The 15236-nt window shown below is 63.2% G+C and carries 15 protein-coding genes and 1 pseudogene; 7 read left to right on the top strand and 9 right to left on the bottom strand.

Translation table 11 applies throughout. From position 1 onward, the window contains the following. Position 1: 1 nt before the first annotated feature. The 4 genes from IEV82_RS06335 to dusB form a co-directional block, all read right to left on the bottom strand. A complete protein-coding gene (locus IEV82_RS06335; protein WP_188481119.1) occupies positions 2 to 2224 on the bottom strand; it encodes a sensor histidine kinase NtrY-like in 2223 nt (740 codons plus the stop codon). Between the two features lie 175 nt (positions 2225 to 2399). Beyond that, complete coding sequence (locus IEV82_RS06330) at positions 2400 to 3770, bottom strand: response regulator (protein WP_188481118.1); 1371 nt, start codon at positions 3768 to 3770, stop codon at positions 2400 to 2402. Further along, positions 3770 to 4876 carry a two-component system sensor histidine kinase NtrB gene (locus tag IEV82_RS06325; RefSeq protein ID WP_373285185.1) on the bottom strand — a complete coding sequence of 369 codons (1107 nt, stop codon included), beginning with the start codon at positions 4874 to 4876 and terminating at the stop codon, positions 3770 to 3772. The genes IEV82_RS06330 and IEV82_RS06325 overlap by 1 nt, the downstream gene beginning before the upstream one ends. After that, positions 4873 to 5856, bottom strand: coding sequence for a tRNA dihydrouridine synthase DusB (gene dusB / locus IEV82_RS06320; protein ID WP_229747698.1), 984 nt, complete (start codon positions 5854 to 5856; stop codon positions 4873 to 4875). The genes IEV82_RS06325 and dusB overlap by 4 nt, the downstream gene beginning before the upstream one ends. Positions 5857 to 6036: 180 nt before the next feature. On the opposite strand from dusB, the pseudogene ispF reads away from it, so the two are divergent. The 3 genes and pseudogenes from ispF to IEV82_RS06305 form a co-directional block, all read left to right on the top strand. Beyond that, positions 6037 to 6516 (top strand): annotated as a pseudogene (gene ispF, locus IEV82_RS06315) (2-C-methyl-D-erythritol 2,4-cyclodiphosphate synthase); the annotation flags it as partial. Further along, a complete protein-coding gene (locus tag IEV82_RS06310) occupies positions 6516 to 7004 on the top strand; it encodes a phosphatidylglycerophosphatase A family protein (RefSeq protein WP_188481423.1) in 489 nt (162 codons plus the stop codon). The pseudogene ispF and the gene IEV82_RS06310, both read left to right, overlap by 1 nt. Before the next feature lie 5 nt (positions 7005 to 7009). Beyond that, positions 7010 to 7486 (top strand): CinA family protein, encoded by a 477-nt coding sequence (locus IEV82_RS06305; protein ID WP_188481422.1) that lies wholly within the window; start codon positions 7010 to 7012, stop codon positions 7484 to 7486. Here IEV82_RS06305 and IEV82_RS06300 read toward each other — a convergent pair. Beyond that, positions 7477 to 7920 carry a type II toxin-antitoxin system RatA family toxin gene (locus IEV82_RS06300; RefSeq protein WP_188481116.1) on the bottom strand — a complete coding sequence of 148 codons (444 nt, stop codon included), beginning with the start codon at positions 7918 to 7920 and terminating at the stop codon, positions 7477 to 7479. The two genes, IEV82_RS06305 and IEV82_RS06300, sit on opposite strands and share 10 nt — an antisense overlap. 72 nt (positions 7921 to 7992) lie before the next feature. Between IEV82_RS06300 and hpt the strand changes: the two genes are divergently transcribed. Continuing rightward, positions 7993 to 8535 (top strand): hypoxanthine phosphoribosyltransferase, encoded by a 543-nt coding sequence (gene hpt, locus IEV82_RS06295; protein WP_188481115.1) that lies wholly within the window; start codon positions 7993 to 7995, stop codon positions 8533 to 8535. Between the two features lie 56 nt (positions 8536 to 8591). Here hpt and IEV82_RS06290 read toward each other — a convergent pair whose 3' ends face one another. Further along, positions 8592 to 9467: a LysR family transcriptional regulator gene (locus tag IEV82_RS06290; RefSeq protein WP_188481114.1), complete on the bottom strand. Its 876-nt coding sequence runs from the start codon at positions 9465 to 9467 to the stop codon at positions 8592 to 8594. A 97-nt stretch (positions 9468 to 9564) separates the two neighbouring features. On the opposite strand from IEV82_RS06290, the gene IEV82_RS06285 reads away from it, so the two are divergent. Next, positions 9565 to 10029 carry a c-type cytochrome gene (locus IEV82_RS06285; RefSeq protein ID WP_188481113.1) on the top strand — a complete coding sequence of 155 codons (465 nt, stop codon included), beginning with the start codon at positions 9565 to 9567 and terminating at the stop codon, positions 10027 to 10029. A gap of 8 nt (positions 10030 to 10037) precedes the next feature. Further along, positions 10038 to 10919 (top strand): c-type cytochrome, encoded by an 882-nt coding sequence (locus IEV82_RS06280; RefSeq protein WP_188481112.1) that lies wholly within the window; start codon positions 10038 to 10040, stop codon positions 10917 to 10919. Between the two features lie 27 nt (positions 10920 to 10946). Here the strand turns inward: IEV82_RS06280 and lipA are convergent, their stop codons facing one another. After that, positions 10947 to 11897: a lipoyl synthase gene (gene lipA / locus IEV82_RS06275; RefSeq protein ID WP_188481111.1), complete on the bottom strand. Its 951-nt coding sequence runs from the start codon at positions 11895 to 11897 to the stop codon at positions 10947 to 10949. Between the two features lie 192 nt (positions 11898 to 12089). Beyond that, positions 12090 to 13130: a DUF6456 domain-containing protein gene (locus IEV82_RS06270; RefSeq protein ID WP_188481110.1), complete on the bottom strand. Its 1041-nt coding sequence runs from the start codon at positions 13128 to 13130 to the stop codon at positions 12090 to 12092. 247 nt (positions 13131 to 13377) lie between these two features. Here IEV82_RS06270 and IEV82_RS06265 point away from each other — a divergent pair, with 247 nt between their 5' ends. Continuing rightward, complete coding sequence (locus IEV82_RS06265; protein WP_188481109.1) at positions 13378 to 13689, top strand: DUF6477 family protein; 312 nt, start codon at positions 13378 to 13380, stop codon at positions 13687 to 13689. On the opposite strand, the gene IEV82_RS06260 is transcribed toward IEV82_RS06265, so the two are convergent. Continuing rightward, positions 13682 to 15226: a trimethylamine methyltransferase family protein gene (locus tag IEV82_RS06260; RefSeq protein ID WP_188481108.1), complete on the bottom strand. Its 1545-nt coding sequence runs from the start codon at positions 15224 to 15226 to the stop codon at positions 13682 to 13684. The two genes, IEV82_RS06265 and IEV82_RS06260, sit on opposite strands and share 8 nt — an antisense overlap. Between the last annotated feature and the right edge of the window lie 10 nt (positions 15227 to 15236).

Below are 15236 nucleotides of genomic sequence, written 5' to 3'. Positions count from 1 at the left end.
CTCACGTCTCGTGTTCCGGTTCAGCCAGCGCCATGTCGGCCTCCAGCCCATTGATTTCGCTTGCAGTTTTCGGAACGATCAGCACCGGCAGCCGGATCACCGCCATCGCCCCGCAGCGGCCCGTGTCATCGAACGGCTCGGCCTGCTCGAGCGTCAGCGTCCCGCCATGTTCCTCGATGATCTTCTTGACGATCGGCAGGCCCAGCCCGGTGCCTTTCTCGCGCGTCGTCACGTAGGGCTCGAACAGCCGCGACGGGTCTTCCGGCAGGCCGATGCCATTGTCCGAGATGCGGATTTCGGCCATGTCGTCCTTCATCTCGCAGGTGACGCGCACCTGCGGTGACACAGGCTGATCTGGCCCCGTTTCGATATAACTTTCAATGGCTTCCCCGGCGTTCTTGATCAGGTTCGTGAACGCCTGGCCGATCATCGTCGCGTCGATCTCCGCAGGAATGCCGGTCTGTGGCATCTCCGCAACAAACCGCACGCTGGGCTGTCCCGCTTCCTGCAGCAGGACCACGCTGCGCAGGATATCTACGATGTCTTCAGGCTTGCGGTCCGGTTCCGGCATCCGGGCGAATTTGGAAAATTCATCAACAATGCGCCGCAAGTCATTGGTTTGACGCACAATGACTTCGGTCAACTGCTCGAGGCTCTCGGCGTCTTCCGTCCCCAGATGACGGTGGAACTTGCGGCGGATACGTTCGGCAGAAAGCTGGATCGGCGTCAGCGGGTTCTTGATCTCATGCGCGATGCGCCGGGCCACGTCGCCCCATGCGGCCATGCGCTGCGCGCTGACAAGGTCGGTCACGTCGTCAAAGGCGATCACGTAGCCTTCGAGCCCGCCATCCTCGCGCCGCCGTGTCGACAGGCGGACCAGCAGGTTTTCGAGGCGACCCGCGCGGCTGACCTTGATCTCCTCCTGCGCGGTCTCGATCCCCTGCTCGCGCAGCCGGTCGAACAGAGGCCCGAACTCGGGCACCGCCATGGTGATCTCGACGCTGCGCTGGTTCTCCTGCCATGCCAGCAGCCGTTCACCCGAGCGGTTCACAAATGTCACGCGGCCACCGGCATCCAGCCCGACAACCCCCGAGGTCACCGAGGTCAGAACGGAATCGAACAGCCGCTGCCGCCGTTCGATCTGGCGGGTGTTGTCCAGCAGCGTTTCGCGCTGGCCCTTGAGCTGCCGGGTCATCTGGTTGAAATAGCGCCCCAACATGGCGATTTCGTCGTCGCCGTCTTCTTCGAGCACCTTCACGTCCAGATCCCCCGCGCCCACACGTTGGGCGGCACCGGTCAGACGGCCCACCGGGCGGCTGAGCCGTTCTGCGAACCACAGGCCCAGCCAGATGGCAGCAAGGATCAGCAGAAACGCAAAGCCAAGGTAGAGCAGCGCGAAATCGAACAGGACGCGGCCCCGGTCGTTTTCCTGCTGCTGGTAGAAACGCGCCGTTTCCTGCGTCTCGTCGAGCAAGTTGAGGATCTGGCCATCCACCTCGCGGGTGATGTACAGATACCGGTCGGTGAAGGCGCGCAGCGGAACAAGCGCGCGCAATTCGTTATTGTCCCAATCCTGCACCAGCGCGAGGCCGATCTCGTCGGCCTCTGCGATCACCTCGGGGCCGGGGCGTTCAAAATCGAACAGGTACGACCCTTCGCCACGCGCGCGGATTTCTCCCGTGCCATCAATGACATAGGCTTCGCGCAGCCCGCGCTGGATCTGCGATTGCCCCTGGCTGAGCGCCTGGCGCAATTCGCCATCATCCATGATGAAGGTCGCGCGGCGGTTGGCGTCCAGAAACGCTCCCAGTGCCTCGGCATCCTGCGTCAGCCCTTCGCGGTGTTCCTGCTCATACGCTTCGGCAGCAGAAAGCGACGCGCCGACCACGTTGCGGACGCGGTCGGAAAACCATGTCTCGAGCCCGATATTGATCGTCAGCACGGCAAACACCGCCACGGTGATCGTCGGCAGCAACGCCATCAGCGCAAACGCGCCGGTGAGCCTGAGGTGAAGCCGCGACCCGGCGGATTTGGCGCGGCGCGCAGCGATCAGGTTGGCGACGCGGCGCAGAACCATCGCTGCGAGCAAGAGCACGTAGATCAGGTCGGCCAGCAGGACGAGTCGCAGGTTGAACTGCGCGCCGGTCCCGGCGTCGAGCGGGCCGAGCACGAGAATCGTGGCAATGGCCAGAATGGGGCCAAGCAGCACCAGACCGAGGGTCATGGCGTTCTGATAGCGCCGACGACGACGCACCCGGTCCAACCGGGCCCAATTCAAGGAGCGTGTCCAGGTGGCCACAGCCAACCCCCCGCCGTGATGTGCCGCGCAGCCCGGCTACCGCTATATTTTGTGTCTCCGATCAACTGCGTCACCGCCGGAGCACTATTATGTGGCAGTTTTACATCAATTTACGGCGGCGTGTCACCTGAATATCGAGTTCGGTGATCTTCTTTCTGAGGGTATTTCGGTTAATTCCCAGCAAATCGGCACATTTCGCCTGATTTCCGCCCGTTGCCTCCAGCGCGATTTCGATCAGCGGCGCTTCGATTTCGCGCAGGATTCGCGGATACAGGCCCGGCGGCGGCAACATGGTGCCGTGCAGGTCGAAATAGCGGCGCAGATGACGCGCGACCGAGGTGCTGAGTTTCTCGCTGTCGCCACCGCGCAGGACGGGGCCGGTCTCGGGCTGGTTGCCCAGAACATTCTCCACCTCGGCGCGGGTGATCTCGTCGGCGCGCGAGGTCAGGCTGAGGCGGCGCACCACGTTTTCCAACTGGCGCACGTTGCCGGGCCAGCTGTAGGCGCGGAAGAGATCGGCTGCGTCGTTCGACAGCCAGCGTTTTGCCCCGCCATCGCGTTCGGCGCGGGTCAGGAAATGTTCGCAGAGCAGCGCGATGTCGTCGACGCGTTCGCGCAAGGACGGCACGGAAATGGTCGCGCCGCTGATGCGATAATAGAGGTCTTCGCGCACGCCGCTGTCGGAAATGCCCTGCCCCGGATCGGACTGGCTGGTGGCGATGAAGCGGGGCACGTTGTCGCCCGGCCCGTCCATCATGCGCACGATGCGGGCCTGCACCTCGTCGGGGACATCGGACAGCTCGTCGATCAGAAGCGTTCCGCCGCGAACCCGCGCCAGAATGCGCGCCGGGCCTTCGATGTCGGACAGGTCGCTGGCAGTGACGGTGACGAAGGGCAAGGATCGCCGGTCCGAGAAATCATGCAGCGCGCGGGCGATGAGCGATTTTCCGGTGCCGGATTCGCCGCAGATCAGCACCGGCAGATCGGTGTTCATCACCTTGGCCACGAGCCGGTAGAGCGCCTGCATGGCGGGGGTCTTGCCGATCAGCGGCAGGTCGTCGGGCGCGTCGTCAATCACCCGGCTGGGTGCCGGGCGCGCCACACGACTGCGGGAATCAAGCGCCTTGGCCGTGCGCTTCATCAGGTCGGGCAGATCGAAGGGTTTGGGCAGGTAATCATAGGCCTCGGCCTCGGCCGCCTGAATGGCGGTCATGATCGTGTTCTGCGCCGAGATGACGATCACCGGAAGATCGGGGCGATCCTGGCTGATCTTGGGCAGCATCTCGAGCCCGTTGCCATCGGGCATGATGACATCCGAGATCACCACGTCGCCCTTGCCCTCGGCCACCCAGCGCATCAGCGTGGTCAGCGACGAGGTCGCGTGCACCTTGCACCCAGCCCGCGTCAGCGCCTGTGTCAGAACCGTGCGGATCGTGCGATCATCATCCGCGACAAGTACCGTACCATCCATCAGTTTGACTCCTTTTGTTTGCGCGGCGCTTGCGGCAACGAGATGCGAAAGCGGGTTTTGCCGGGCACGCTGTCGACAGCGACCCAACCGTCGTGATCCGAGATGATCTTGCTCACCAGTGCGAGGCCAAGGCCGGTGCCGTTTTCACGACCCGACACGAAGGGATCGAACACGTCGCCCCTGATGTCGGGCGGCAGACCTGGGCCGTCGTCGATCACCTCGACCTGAAGCGGCAGCGACTGGCCCGAGCCATCGGCGCGGCGCAGGCTGTAGCTGTGTTCGTAATAGGTGTGCAGGCGGATCGTGCCACCTTTCGAGGAATCCGCCGCTTCGGACGCGTTCTTGATGAGGTTCAGGACGACCTGCAGCAACTGGTCGGAATCGCCAAGCGCGAGCGGCAGCGAAGGGTCATAATCCTCGATGATCTTCATGTGTGCGCCAAAGCCCAGCAGCGCCGAGCGGCGGGCGCGGTCCAGCACGTCATGCAGGTTGACCGGCTTGCGTTCGGGAGCGGACAGGTTGCCGAACTGTTCCACCTGTTCCAGCAGCTTGACGATGCGGCGGGTCTCTTCGACGATCAGATCGGTAAGCTCCAGATCGTCATTGGTGAGGTTCATGCTCAGCAACTGGGCGGCACCGGTGATGCCCGCCAGCGGGTTCTTGATCTCGTGGGCCAGCATCTCGGCCATGCCGATGGCGGATTTCGCGGCGGATTTGACCGACTGGCTCTGGTTGACGCGGCTTGCCAGTTCGCGCGGGCTGATCAGCAGGATCATGCAACCGGGCTTGCCCTGCACCGGGGCGAGTTGCAGGTTGCAGACCAGCGGCGGACGGTTGCCGGTGCCCACATCCACGTCGTTCACGAAAAGCAGCGTTCCGTGTTCCCGTGCGCGGGCAAGGCTGTTTTCCATCGGCGCATCGACGGTCAGCCGGTCCCAGATCGGTTGACCGCGCAGCCACTTGGCCGAGTTGTTCATGAAACCCTCGGCAGCGGGGTTCATGTCGAGGATGTTTTCATCCTCGTCGATGATGATCGCGGGCACCGGCAGCGAGGACCAGATCAGCCGTTCATCCACCATCTTGGGTTCGTCGGTGCTGTCGGTCATGCAGCCTGCCTCACATCGGTCACCAGGGCATCGGGGAGTGCCGACAGGACGGCGGCCGGTGTCTTGGCCGTCAGGATCGCCTTGCGCAGGATCGCGTCCGTTTGCGCGACATCCATGTACCAGCCAAGGTGCTTGCGCGCGACGCGAAGGCCAAGATCGGGGCCGTAGAAATCGAGCATCGCCTCGTAATGACCTGCGACCATATCGACAAGCGCGTGGCCCTTTGGAATCGCGGGTCTGGCGGTGCCGTAGATGTCAGCGGCGATCTGGGCCAGCACCCAAGGGCGGCCTTGCGCGCCGCGTCCGACCATCACGCCATCGGCACCGCTTTGCGCCAATGCGGTGCGGGCGGACGCCGTGTCGATGATGTCGCCGTTGGCGATCACCGGGATCGACACCGCGTCCTTGATCCGGCGGATGGCGGCCCAATCAGCGCGGCCCTTGTAGAACTGGCAGCGGGTGCGGCCGTGAATGACGATCATCGCGATGCCCCCAGCTTCGGCCCGTTGCGCAAGGTCTGCGGCATTGTGCGAGGCATCGTCCCAGCCCAACCGGGTCTTGAGCGTGACCGGCACAGTCACCGCGCCGACAACCGCGTCGATCAACCGGCAGGCGTGGTCGAGATCGCGCAGCAACGCCGAGCCGGAATAGCCGCCCACCACCTTTTTCGCGGGACAGCCCATGTTGATGTCGATGACCCGCGCGCCCATGCCTTCGACCATGCGCGCGGCTTCGGCCATCGCGTCGGGGGTGCGGCCCGCCAGCTGCACCGAGGTGTTGGCGATGCCAGCCCCCAGTTCCGCCTTTTCACGTGTTCCGGGCCGCGCGGTCAGGAATTCGCCGCTGGCGATCATCTCGGACACGACGCGCCCCGCGCCAAAGCGGGACACCAGCGTGCGGAACGGCAGATCCGTGATGCCTGCGAGTGGGGCCAGCAGCACGGGTGGAGAAATTAAGTTGTGTGGAACCGACGGTGTCACCGTTGCAATCCTTGATTGATGAGTTTGAGCTACGCTGTGCCCGCGCGCCGTTCAATGAAAATAGCCTGAAAAACAGACCAACAAAACGCATCTGCCTAATAATTAGGCAGGTACGCCGGAGCGATTGCACAACCACCGGACAAACCTTAGACAAGCCGCATCACTTCAAGGGATGTGCATATGAAAGTGCGGCTGGGCAATGGGTATGATGTTCACAAGTTCGGGCCGGGCGACCATGTCGTGCTGTGTGGCGTGAAAGTGCCGCATGATCAGGGGCTTGTGGGCCATTCCGATGCGGATGTCGGCATGCACGCGATCACCGACGCGCTTTACGGCGCTTTGGCGGCAGGAGACATCGGACGCCATTTCCCGCCCTCCGATCCGCAGTGGAAGGGTGCTGCCAGCGAAATCTTCCTGCGACACGCGGTGCAGATGGCGCGCGACCGGGGATTCGTCATCAGCAATGTCGACTGCACCCTGGTCTGCGAATACCCCAAGATCGGGCCGCATGCCGAGGCGATGCGCGCGGCCCTCGCGCATATCATGGACCTGCCGGTCGAGGACGTGTCGGTCAAGGCGACCACCTCGGAAAAGCTGGGCTTTACCGGGCGCGGCGAGGGCATCGCGGCGCTGGCCACGGCGGCATTGGTGGCGTCATGATGTACCGGCTGATCGCTACCTTCTTCGGCGTCGGCTACCTGCGGCCTGCGCCGGGCACATGGGGGTCATTGGCCGCCCTGCCCGTCGCTTATGCGGTGCTGTCCTTTGGCGGGTTCTGGCTGCTGTTGAACCTGACCTTCTTTGTCTTCATGTCGGGCTGGATCGCCACCCGAGAGATGACGCGCGGACAGGCCGACCCCGATCCCTCGCATATCGTGGTGGACGAAGTTGTGGGCCAGTGGATTGCCCTGTTTCCAGTGGCTTACGGCGCGATGATGATGTCGGCGGACCTGCTGGCGCTTTACCCTGGCTGGATCGCGGCCTTTGTGCTGTTCCGGCTGTTCGACATCTGGAAACCGTGGCTCGTGGGCCGCGCGGACGCGCGCGGTGACGCGCTGGGGGTGATGCTGGACGACGTGATCGCGGGCGTGTTCGCCGCACTTGGCGTCATCGCGTTGGCGGCGCTGTTTCATCTGGTGCTGATGTGAGCGGGTTGCGCGCGGAAACCCTGCTGGAGCTGGCGCGCGCGTCCGGGGCGACGGTGACAACCGCCGAAAGCTGCACCGGCGGGATGGTGGCAGCGGCGATCACCGATGTGGCAGGGTCGTCAGAGATATTCGAGCGGGGCTTCGTCACCTATTCGAACGCGGCCAAGACCGACCTGCTGGGCGTGTCGCCCGTCACGCTGGAGGTGCATGGCGCGGTGTCCGAAGAGGTCACGCGCGAGATGGCAGTGGGTGCCCTGCAGGCGGCACATGCGACGGTCGCGGTGTCGATCAGCGGCATCGCCGGGCCGGGCGGGTCAGAGTTCAAGCCCGAGGGACGTGTCTGCTTCGGACTGGCCACGCGCGATTCTGTCCAGACCAAAACCGTGGAGTTCGGTGCGATTGGCCGGGCAGAGGTGCGGGCAGCCGCGCGGGATGAAGCGCTGGACCTGTTGGTGTCCGCGCTGCGAGACCGTCAGGTGTAAAGCTGTGCCGCGCGCCGCTCGAAGGCACGCACGATCCGCTGCATGGCCTCGTAAAAGAACATGCCCGCCGCTCCTTGCAGGATGCGGTTCTTGAATTCGAAATCCACGAAGAACGTCACTTCGACCCCGTCTTCCACATCGCGGAAAGCCCAGTTGGAATGCATGTGACGGAACGGGCCGTCCAGGTATTCGGTGTCGATCTTCATCTGTTCCGGCCACAGCACCACCCGGCTGCCAAACCGTTCGCGGAACACCTTGAAGCTGATCACGAGATCGGCCAGCATTTCCTCGTGATCGCCCCGATCCTCGCGCGAGCGGATGCGCGCGGCGGCTGTCCAGGGCAGGAACTTGGGGTAATTCGCCACATCCGCCACCAGATCATACATCTGTTGCGCCGTGTATGGCAGGGTGCGGGTTTCTGAATGTATGGGCATCTGCTCTTTTGTTTTGACCGTGACAGTGGCGGGGGATGTCGTATTGTGCGCGCGAAAAATCAAGGGAAACCTATGTCAGAGCGTCCTTATGTCATCGATGAAATGATCTCGGCCAAGGCGATTGCCGCCCGGATCGAGGAATTGTCGAATGCCATCACCGAAGAATTCCGCGACACCAACAAGCTGATCGTGGTTGGCCTGCTGCGCGGCAGTTTCGTGTTCATCGCCGATCTGGTGCGCGAACTGGACCTGCCGGTCGAGGTCGATTTCCTTGAGGCGTCTTCCTATGGGAACGCGATGGAATCAAGCCGAGAGGTGCGGATTCTCAAGGACCTGCGCGGCCAGATCGAAGGCCGGGATGTGCTGGTGGTCGAAGACATCGTCGACACCGGGCATACGCTCAAACACGTGGTGGGGTTGCTCGAATCGCGCAATCCGGGGCGGTTGCGGACCATTGCGCTGCTGGACAAACCGTCGCGGCGCGAAACCGATGTGGCGGCGGATTGGATCGGGTTCTCGATCCCCGACGAGTTCGTGGTCGGCTACGGCATCGATTACGCGCAACGCAACCGCAACCTGCCCTATATCGGCAAGGTGCGGTTTCCCGAGGCGTGAACTGGTTCCTTCTTGTCCGGATGGCGCATGCGGTGCGCTGAGACGGCAGGATTGTCCTATTCCGACACAAGGTCTCCGGCGAGGGCCGCCAGATGCGGCTGCAGCAGTTTTTCCACCGCCCCCATCACGCCCTGCAACCGGTCGCTGCCCGCCAGATCGCGGTGACAGGCCACCCAGACCGGCACGACGAAATCCGGCGCGGCGGAGGGCACCCGCACGAGGTCCGGCGCGGCGTCGCCAAGGATACAAGGCAGAATCGCATTGCAATTGCCCCGGACCACCATCTGGGTCAGCACGCAGAAACTGTCTGCACCGGCAGTGATCTGAAGCGGATCGATCTCGCGCGCCATCCATTGCGCCGGGCCGGAGCGTTCAAGCGCGCCGGTCAGGGCCAGCCATGTCGCGCTTTCGGTGGCCGATGCGCGCCGATAGACCGCAAAGCGCATGTCGGCAATGTGTCTGCCTGTCAGATCATCCGGCAGGCTGATCGTCGGGCGCAACGCGATGTCGGCGCGCAGCCGCGCCATGTCGAGATGCGCGTTGGATGACAGGAACACCAGCCGGTCCGGTTGAATCCGCCGCGCCAAGGCGGGCGAGATCCACGCAAGCACGGTCTGGCAAAACGTGTCGGTCGAGGTCAGCCGCACGGTTTTGCCCGAATGACCGGCGCGGTCCTGCATCAATGTCTCTGCGGATTGCACATGTTGGGCCGCAAGACGCGCCGCTTCGATCACAGGTGCGCGATTGGGGCGCAGCCGGTAGCCGCTGCGATCGCGTTCGAACACCGGTCCGCCGCAGGTCTCTTCGAAGGAGGCGATGCGGCGCAAAACCGTTGCATGGTTGACGCCAAGCACCTTTGCCGCCGCGTTGACAGAGCCGGTTTCCGCCACCGCGAGCACGAAGCGCAGGTCGTCCCAGTTGAGCTTGTGCATGGATGTGGACCCTCTTTGCATTATCTAACAATTAAATTGTCAAACGCGCGTTGCATACTCACGCTTAAGTCATAAAGGTCTCAGGGAGTTCACATTCATGAAAAAGCATCTCACGTTCGCAATCGCCTTTGCAGCCCTTGGTTGCGGAACAGCGGCATATGCCCAAGACGATTTCACCGCACAATTGAAGGCCCGTCAGGGTCAGTTCCGCATCATGGCGATCAACCTCGGCATTCTGGGCGGCATGGCGCAGGGCAAGACCGAGTACAACGCCGAGGAAGCGCAGGCCGCAGCCGATACGCTGGTCGCGGTTTCGATGATCCAGCAAGCGCCGATGTGGCCCGCCGGTTCCGACGACATGGCGATCGAGGGCACACGCGCGCAGCCGTCGATCTGGGAACAGAACGACGACTTTCTTGCCAAATGGGGCGATTTCGGCACCGCGGCGTTGGCCCTTCAAGCGGCAGCCGCGGGCGGCGTTGAAGGTCTCGGCCCGGTGATGGGCCAGGTCGGTAACGCCTGCTCGGCGTGCCACGACAATCACCGCGCTCCGGCGAACTAGGCTGAACGATGCGGCGTGGTCTGATTCTTGGTGTTGTCGTCCTTGCTGCCGGAGCGGCGGCCGGATCGGCAGTCACCCGGGCCACGCCCATCGATACAACATCCCTTGCCGGGCGCGAGGGCGATGCGGCGAAGGGTGAAACGGTGTTCATCGCGGCGGGCTGTGCGTCGTGCCATTACGCCCCTGACGCCGAAGACGATGCCAAACTGATCCTTGCAGGCGGTCAGAAATTCGCATCCGATTTCGGCACCTTCATTGCGCCCAACATCTCGATGCATCCCGAAGCGGGGATCGGCGACTGGACGCTTGAAGGATTTGCGAGCGCGGTCAAGAAAGGCGTGTCGCCCGAGGGGCAGCACTATTACCCGGCCTTTCCCTATTCATCCTATGTGAACATGACCGATCAGGACGTGGTCGATCTTTGGGCCTATTGGCAGACCTTGCCCTTAGATGCGACGCCAAGCCAGCCGCACGAAATCGGATTTCCGTTCAACATCCGCCGGTCGGTCGGCGTGTGGAAACAGCTTTACGTCACAGAGGACTGGGTGCTGGCCTCGGCTGACACGCCCGAGATCGAACGCGGGCGGTATCTGGTCGAGGCGCTGGCCCATTGCGGCGAATGTCATACACCCCGCGATGCGCTGGGTGGCCTGGACCGCGACGACTGGCTGGGCGGCGCACCGAACCCGACCGGGCAAGGCACCATCCCGTCGCTCAGGCCGGATGATCTGAGCTGGGGGCCTATCGAGATCGCCTATTACCTCGAGACCGGCTTTACTCCTGAATTCGACAGCGTCGGCGGCCACATGGTCGCGGTGGTCGAGAATTTCGCCAAGCTGCCCGAAACCGACCGGGCCGCCGTGGCTGCCTATCTCAAGGCGCTGCCCTGACCAAAGCGCGAGGCGGCAATCGCCGCCTCAGACCTTGGCCAGCTTCGCCTCGCGATTGGCGCGCAGACGGGCGAAATCATCCCCCGCATGATAGGACGACCGGGTGAGCGGCGTGGCCGACACCATCAGGAAGCCCTTGCCATATGCCGCTTTTTCGTAGCCCGCGAATTCCTCGGGCGTGACAAAGCGGTCAACCGCATGGTGCTTCGGGGTCGGCTGCAAATATTGTCCGATGGTCAGGAAATCCACATCCGCCGCGCGCATGTCGTCCATGACCTGCATCACGGATTGCCGGTTTTCGCCCAAGCCCACCATGATGCCCGATTTGGTAAAGATCGACGGGTCGATTTCCTTGACTCGCTGCAAGAGGCGCAGCGAATGGAAGTACCGCGCACCGGGGCGCACTTCGGGATAAAGCCCCGGCACGGTTTCGAGGTTGTGGTTGAACACGTCGGGGCGTGCCGCGACCACGGCCTCAAGCGCATCGGGCGCGCATTTCAGGAAATCGGGTGTCAGGATCTCGATGGTGGTCTCGGGCGAGCGGTGCCGCACGGCGCGGATCGTCTGGGCGAAATGCTCGGCCCCGCCATCGTCCAGATCGTCGCGATCCACAGAGGTGATGACAACGTGGTTCAGCCCGAGTTTCTGCACGGCATCCGCCACGCGGCCCGGCTCGAACGCATCCAGCGTGCTGGGCCGTCCGGTGGCGATGTTGCAGAAGGTACAGCCGCGCGTGCAGATGTCGCCCATGATCATCATGGTCGCGTGACCCTGGCTCCAGCATTCACCGGCATTGGGGCAGCCCGCCTCTTCGCAGACGGTGACCAGCTTGTGTTCGCGGATGATGCGGCGGGTCTCGTTATAGCCTTCGCCCCCCGGCGCCTTGACCCTTATCCAGCTGGGTTTCTTCGGCTGGGCGTTGTCCGGGCGATGCGCCTTTTCGGGATGACGCTGTTCTGGGATCTTGAGGTCGCGCAACGGTTTTTCCCCGCTCTTTCAGGTTTCGCTCCGTTTAACATAGAAGGCAGCAGGAGGTAGTACCAGTGTTGCATAGCTGCAATGCAGCTTTCAAATTCCCAAATGTAACGAGTACCTCCTGCACCTTATCCAACCCAGAGCGGCATTCCGGCCACACCCCGCCGCGTCACCCTGCCCTGCGGTGGATCGTCCCTACCCGATCAGAACGCGGTCGCGCGCACGGGTTCTGGCGTAAAACAGGCTCAGCCGTTGAAGCGCGATGCGCAGCACCACCTTGCCTGACCGCGCAGACCAGCCCAGCCGCTTTTCCGTGGCCTCTAGCCCTTCGCGCAGGCAGCAGCACCGCAGCACGACCTCGCTCAGCCCCGGACCCAGATCCCGCACCGCGTCGAGCGTGCGGTCCACCGCTTCGCAGCGCCGGATATCGGTGATCTGTTCGGTCCGCGCATACAGATGCTGCAGAGCCTCGGGCCGGTCCCATCCCAGAAGATCGGATTTGGCAAAGCCCGCGATGGCGAAATCCTCGTGCAGCCGGTCGCCCGCGGCAACGAAATCGGCAGGCAGGAACGGCTTGCCGTCCGGACCACGCCGCCGGGCCAGAACCGAAAGCGGGCTTTCGAAACCGGGACCGTTTGACAGGGACCGGTCGCGCGAGCGGCGATCCGGTTCGGACATGGGAAAGAGGCTCTGGCCCTCGTCCTGCGGACGGGCCGCGCGGGCGTCGCGGGCCGCGACCAGCCTTGGCAGGATGCCGCGCCCCTCATCGGTGATCCGGTAGCGCTTCAGCGCGGTGCCACCCTCGGGTGCGATCCAGTTGCGCAGGACAAGGGCTGCCGCGACATCCAGATCGACCGCCCCCAGCACAATCGTGTCGCCTTCGCCCAGCGTCTTGACGATCGCCGCCTGTCGGACCCCGTCGCGGTAGAGCATCATCGCCCGAGACTGGCACAGAAGGCGCATCGCCTCGGTCACGGCATCCATCCCCGCAGATCTGGCCGCGGGGTTCTCCGGATCGGCGGGACACCCGCCCAGAACGCGGTCGACCAACGGGTCGTCCCGCAAGGTTTCGAGCTTGCGCACCTGCCGCAGGATGGTCGACGGGTGGCACCCGGCTTCGCGTGCGATCTCGCGCAGCGGCCGCCCGTCAGCGGTGTGTGCAAGATAGCGGCGCGCCTCTTCGGGCCACAATGCGGTCAGTCCAGGATGGCTTTTGACATGTTGCAGGTCAGTCATTGAAATCCCCCAAATTCAGACGGTCCCGTGAAGAAATCCACAGATTTATCCACAAACAGCAATCAACCTATAAGTGTATTTGTTTCTGATTTGTTAACGTTTGCCGGTTTTCAAGCTTTTGTTTCCAAATGGTAAACAAATTGGAGCGGCACCGTTCGCAACTCAACCTGCGACGCAACACATCTTTGGGTTGTGTCATGGTCCTGCCACGAGAACGCACTTCGCCAGCCAGGAAAAGGACCAGACCATGCAAGATCTGCTGACCCAAATCGCTGCCCTGCGCCGCCCGCGCCTGTTGATCCGTGCGGCCCGGATCGGAGCGCAAACCTACCGGCGCGAGGCCAGGCTTCCGCGGCTTCTGGGATACGGTGTCACGCTGCGGCTTGGACCGACGCTGATGCGGTTGATGGCGCTGGAGGCCGAGATGAACGACAGACGTGAAAACGGCGATGCCGGGTACAGCATCGCCGTGCATGTCGATCTTCTGATCGCGATCATGGGCGAATCCCAGCTTCTGCGCGCTCAGACGCAGATCGCCGGGCCCGCCGCGATCACATGAAGGCGTCGGGCATCGACGCTTTCTTCTTGGCCACGTATTCGGTCAGGGCGTCGTGAATGCCCGGATCGAGATGCGGCTGCTGATAGGTGTCGATCATCCGCTGCACCCGTTCGGTCGCCAGCGCCATGGTGTCGCGCGCACCCTCTTCGGACCATGTCTCGTATGGTTTGAAGTCGAAGATCTCGGACCGCCAGAAGGCGGATTTGAAATTCGCCTGCGTGTGTTCGCACCCAAGGTAATGCCCACCCGGCCCCACCTCGGCAATCGCGCCCATCGCCTGCGCCTCTTCGTCTGTGGCAATGCCCTGCGCCATCTTGTGCAGTGCACCAAGCTGGTCGGCATCCATGACGAATTTCTCGAAGGAAGACACCAGACCGCCTTCGAGCCAGCCGCACGCATGCAGCATGAAGTTCACACCCGACAGAAGACCCATGTTCAGGCTGTTGGCGGTTTCATAGGCGGCTTGCGCATCGGGCAGTTTCGATCCCGTAAAGCTGCCTGCGGACCGGAACGGCAGACCCATGCGGCGGGCCAGCTGACCGGCACCGTAGGTGATCTGGCTGGCCTCGGGGGTGCCAAACGTCGGTGCGCCGGAGTTCATGTCGATCGAGGTCACGAAGGCACCGAAGATCACCGGCGCGCCGGGGCGCACCAGCTGGCTGTAGGCGATGCCGGCCATGACCTCGGCCAGAACCTGTGTGAGCGTGCCCATGACCGAGACCGGTGCCATCGCGCCGCCGACGATGAACGGGCTGATGATGCAGGCCTGGTTGTTCTTCGCGTAGACTTCCAGAGCGCCCATCATCACGTCGTCAAAGGTCATCGGCGAGTTGATGTTGATGAGCGAGGTCATCACGGCGTTGTTCTGAACGAATTCCCGACCGAAAAGGATCTCGCACATGTCCACGCTGTCCTGTGCGCGGCTGGGCTCGGTCACCGACCCCATGAACGGTTTGTCCGAAAGTATCATATGCGCCATCAGCATGTCGAGGTGACGCTTGTTCACCGGAATGTCTGTCGGCTCGCACACGGTGCCGCCCGAGTGGTGCAGCCACTTGGACATGTAGCCCAGCTTCACGAATTTCTCGAAATCGGCCATGGTCGCATAGCGACGGCCGCCTTTGGCGTCATGCACGAAGGGCGGGCCGTAGACCGGGGCCAGAACGAGGTTCCGCCCGCCGATCTCCACAGCGCGGTCCGGGTTGCGGGCATGCTGCGTGAAGGTCGAGGGCGCGGTGCTGCACAGCTTGCGGGCCAATCCGCGGGGGATTCGCACGCGTTCGCCAATCACTTCGGCCCCGGCGTCGCGCCAGAGATCCAGCGCAGCAGGGTTGTTGACGAAGTTCACGCCGATCTCGGCCAGCACCGTATCCGCATTCGCCTCGATGATCTCGAGCGCTTCTTCGTTCAGGATCTCGAAATTCGGGATGTTGCGCTGGATGTACTTTGCTGTTTCGACTGAAACCGCCGTGCGTTCTGCGCGTCGCGCCGCACCGCCGCCGCCACGTGACCGTTTGCGTGTCTCTGCCTCTGCCATGATTCAACTC

The organism is Marivita lacus, from assembly GCF_014637725.1.
GTDB classification, from domain to species: Bacteria; Pseudomonadota; Alphaproteobacteria; order Rhodobacterales; family Rhodobacteraceae; genus Marivita; species Marivita lacus.
This window is presented reverse-complemented; position numbering and strand designations above follow the sequence as displayed.

What these genes read in the sequence shown, in the direction of transcription:
- IEV82_RS06335 (WP_188481119.1), bottom strand. Translation starts at nt 2,224, where the DNA reads ATGACCCTCGGTCTGGTGCTGCTTGGCCCCATTCTGGCCATTGCCACG.
- IEV82_RS06330 (WP_188481118.1), bottom strand. Translation starts at nt 3,770, where the DNA reads ATGGATGGTACGGTACTTGTCGCGGATGATGATCGCACGATCCGCACG.
- IEV82_RS06325 (WP_373285185.1), bottom strand. Translation starts at nt 4,876, where the DNA reads ATGACCGACAGCACCGACGAACCCAAGATGGTGGATGAACGGCTGATC.
- IEV82_RS06310 (WP_188481423.1), top strand. Translation starts at nt 6,516, where the DNA reads ATGTACCGGCTGATCGCTACCTTCTTCGGCGTCGGCTACCTGCGGCCT.
- IEV82_RS06300 (WP_188481116.1), bottom strand. Translation starts at nt 7,920, where the DNA reads ATGCCCATACATTCAGAAACCCGCACCCTGCCATACACGGCGCAACAG.
- hpt (WP_188481115.1), top strand. Translation starts at nt 7,993, where the DNA reads ATGTCAGAGCGTCCTTATGTCATCGATGAAATGATCTCGGCCAAGGCG.
- IEV82_RS06290 (WP_188481114.1), bottom strand. Translation starts at nt 9,467, where the DNA reads ATGCACAAGCTCAACTGGGACGACCTGCGCTTCGTGCTCGCGGTGGCG.
- IEV82_RS06285 (WP_188481113.1), top strand. Translation starts at nt 9,565, where the DNA reads ATGAAAAAGCATCTCACGTTCGCAATCGCCTTTGCAGCCCTTGGTTGC.
- IEV82_RS06280 (WP_188481112.1), top strand. Translation starts at nt 10,038, where the DNA reads ATGCGGCGTGGTCTGATTCTTGGTGTTGTCGTCCTTGCTGCCGGAGCG.
- IEV82_RS06270 (WP_188481110.1), bottom strand. Translation starts at nt 13,130, where the DNA reads ATGACTGACCTGCAACATGTCAAAAGCCATCCTGGACTGACCGCATTG.
- IEV82_RS06265 (WP_188481109.1), top strand. Translation starts at nt 13,378, where the DNA reads ATGCAAGATCTGCTGACCCAAATCGCTGCCCTGCGCCGCCCGCGCCTG.
- IEV82_RS06260 (WP_188481108.1), bottom strand. Translation starts at nt 15,226, where the DNA reads ATGGCAGAGGCAGAGACACGCAAACGGTCACGTGGCGGCGGCGGTGCG.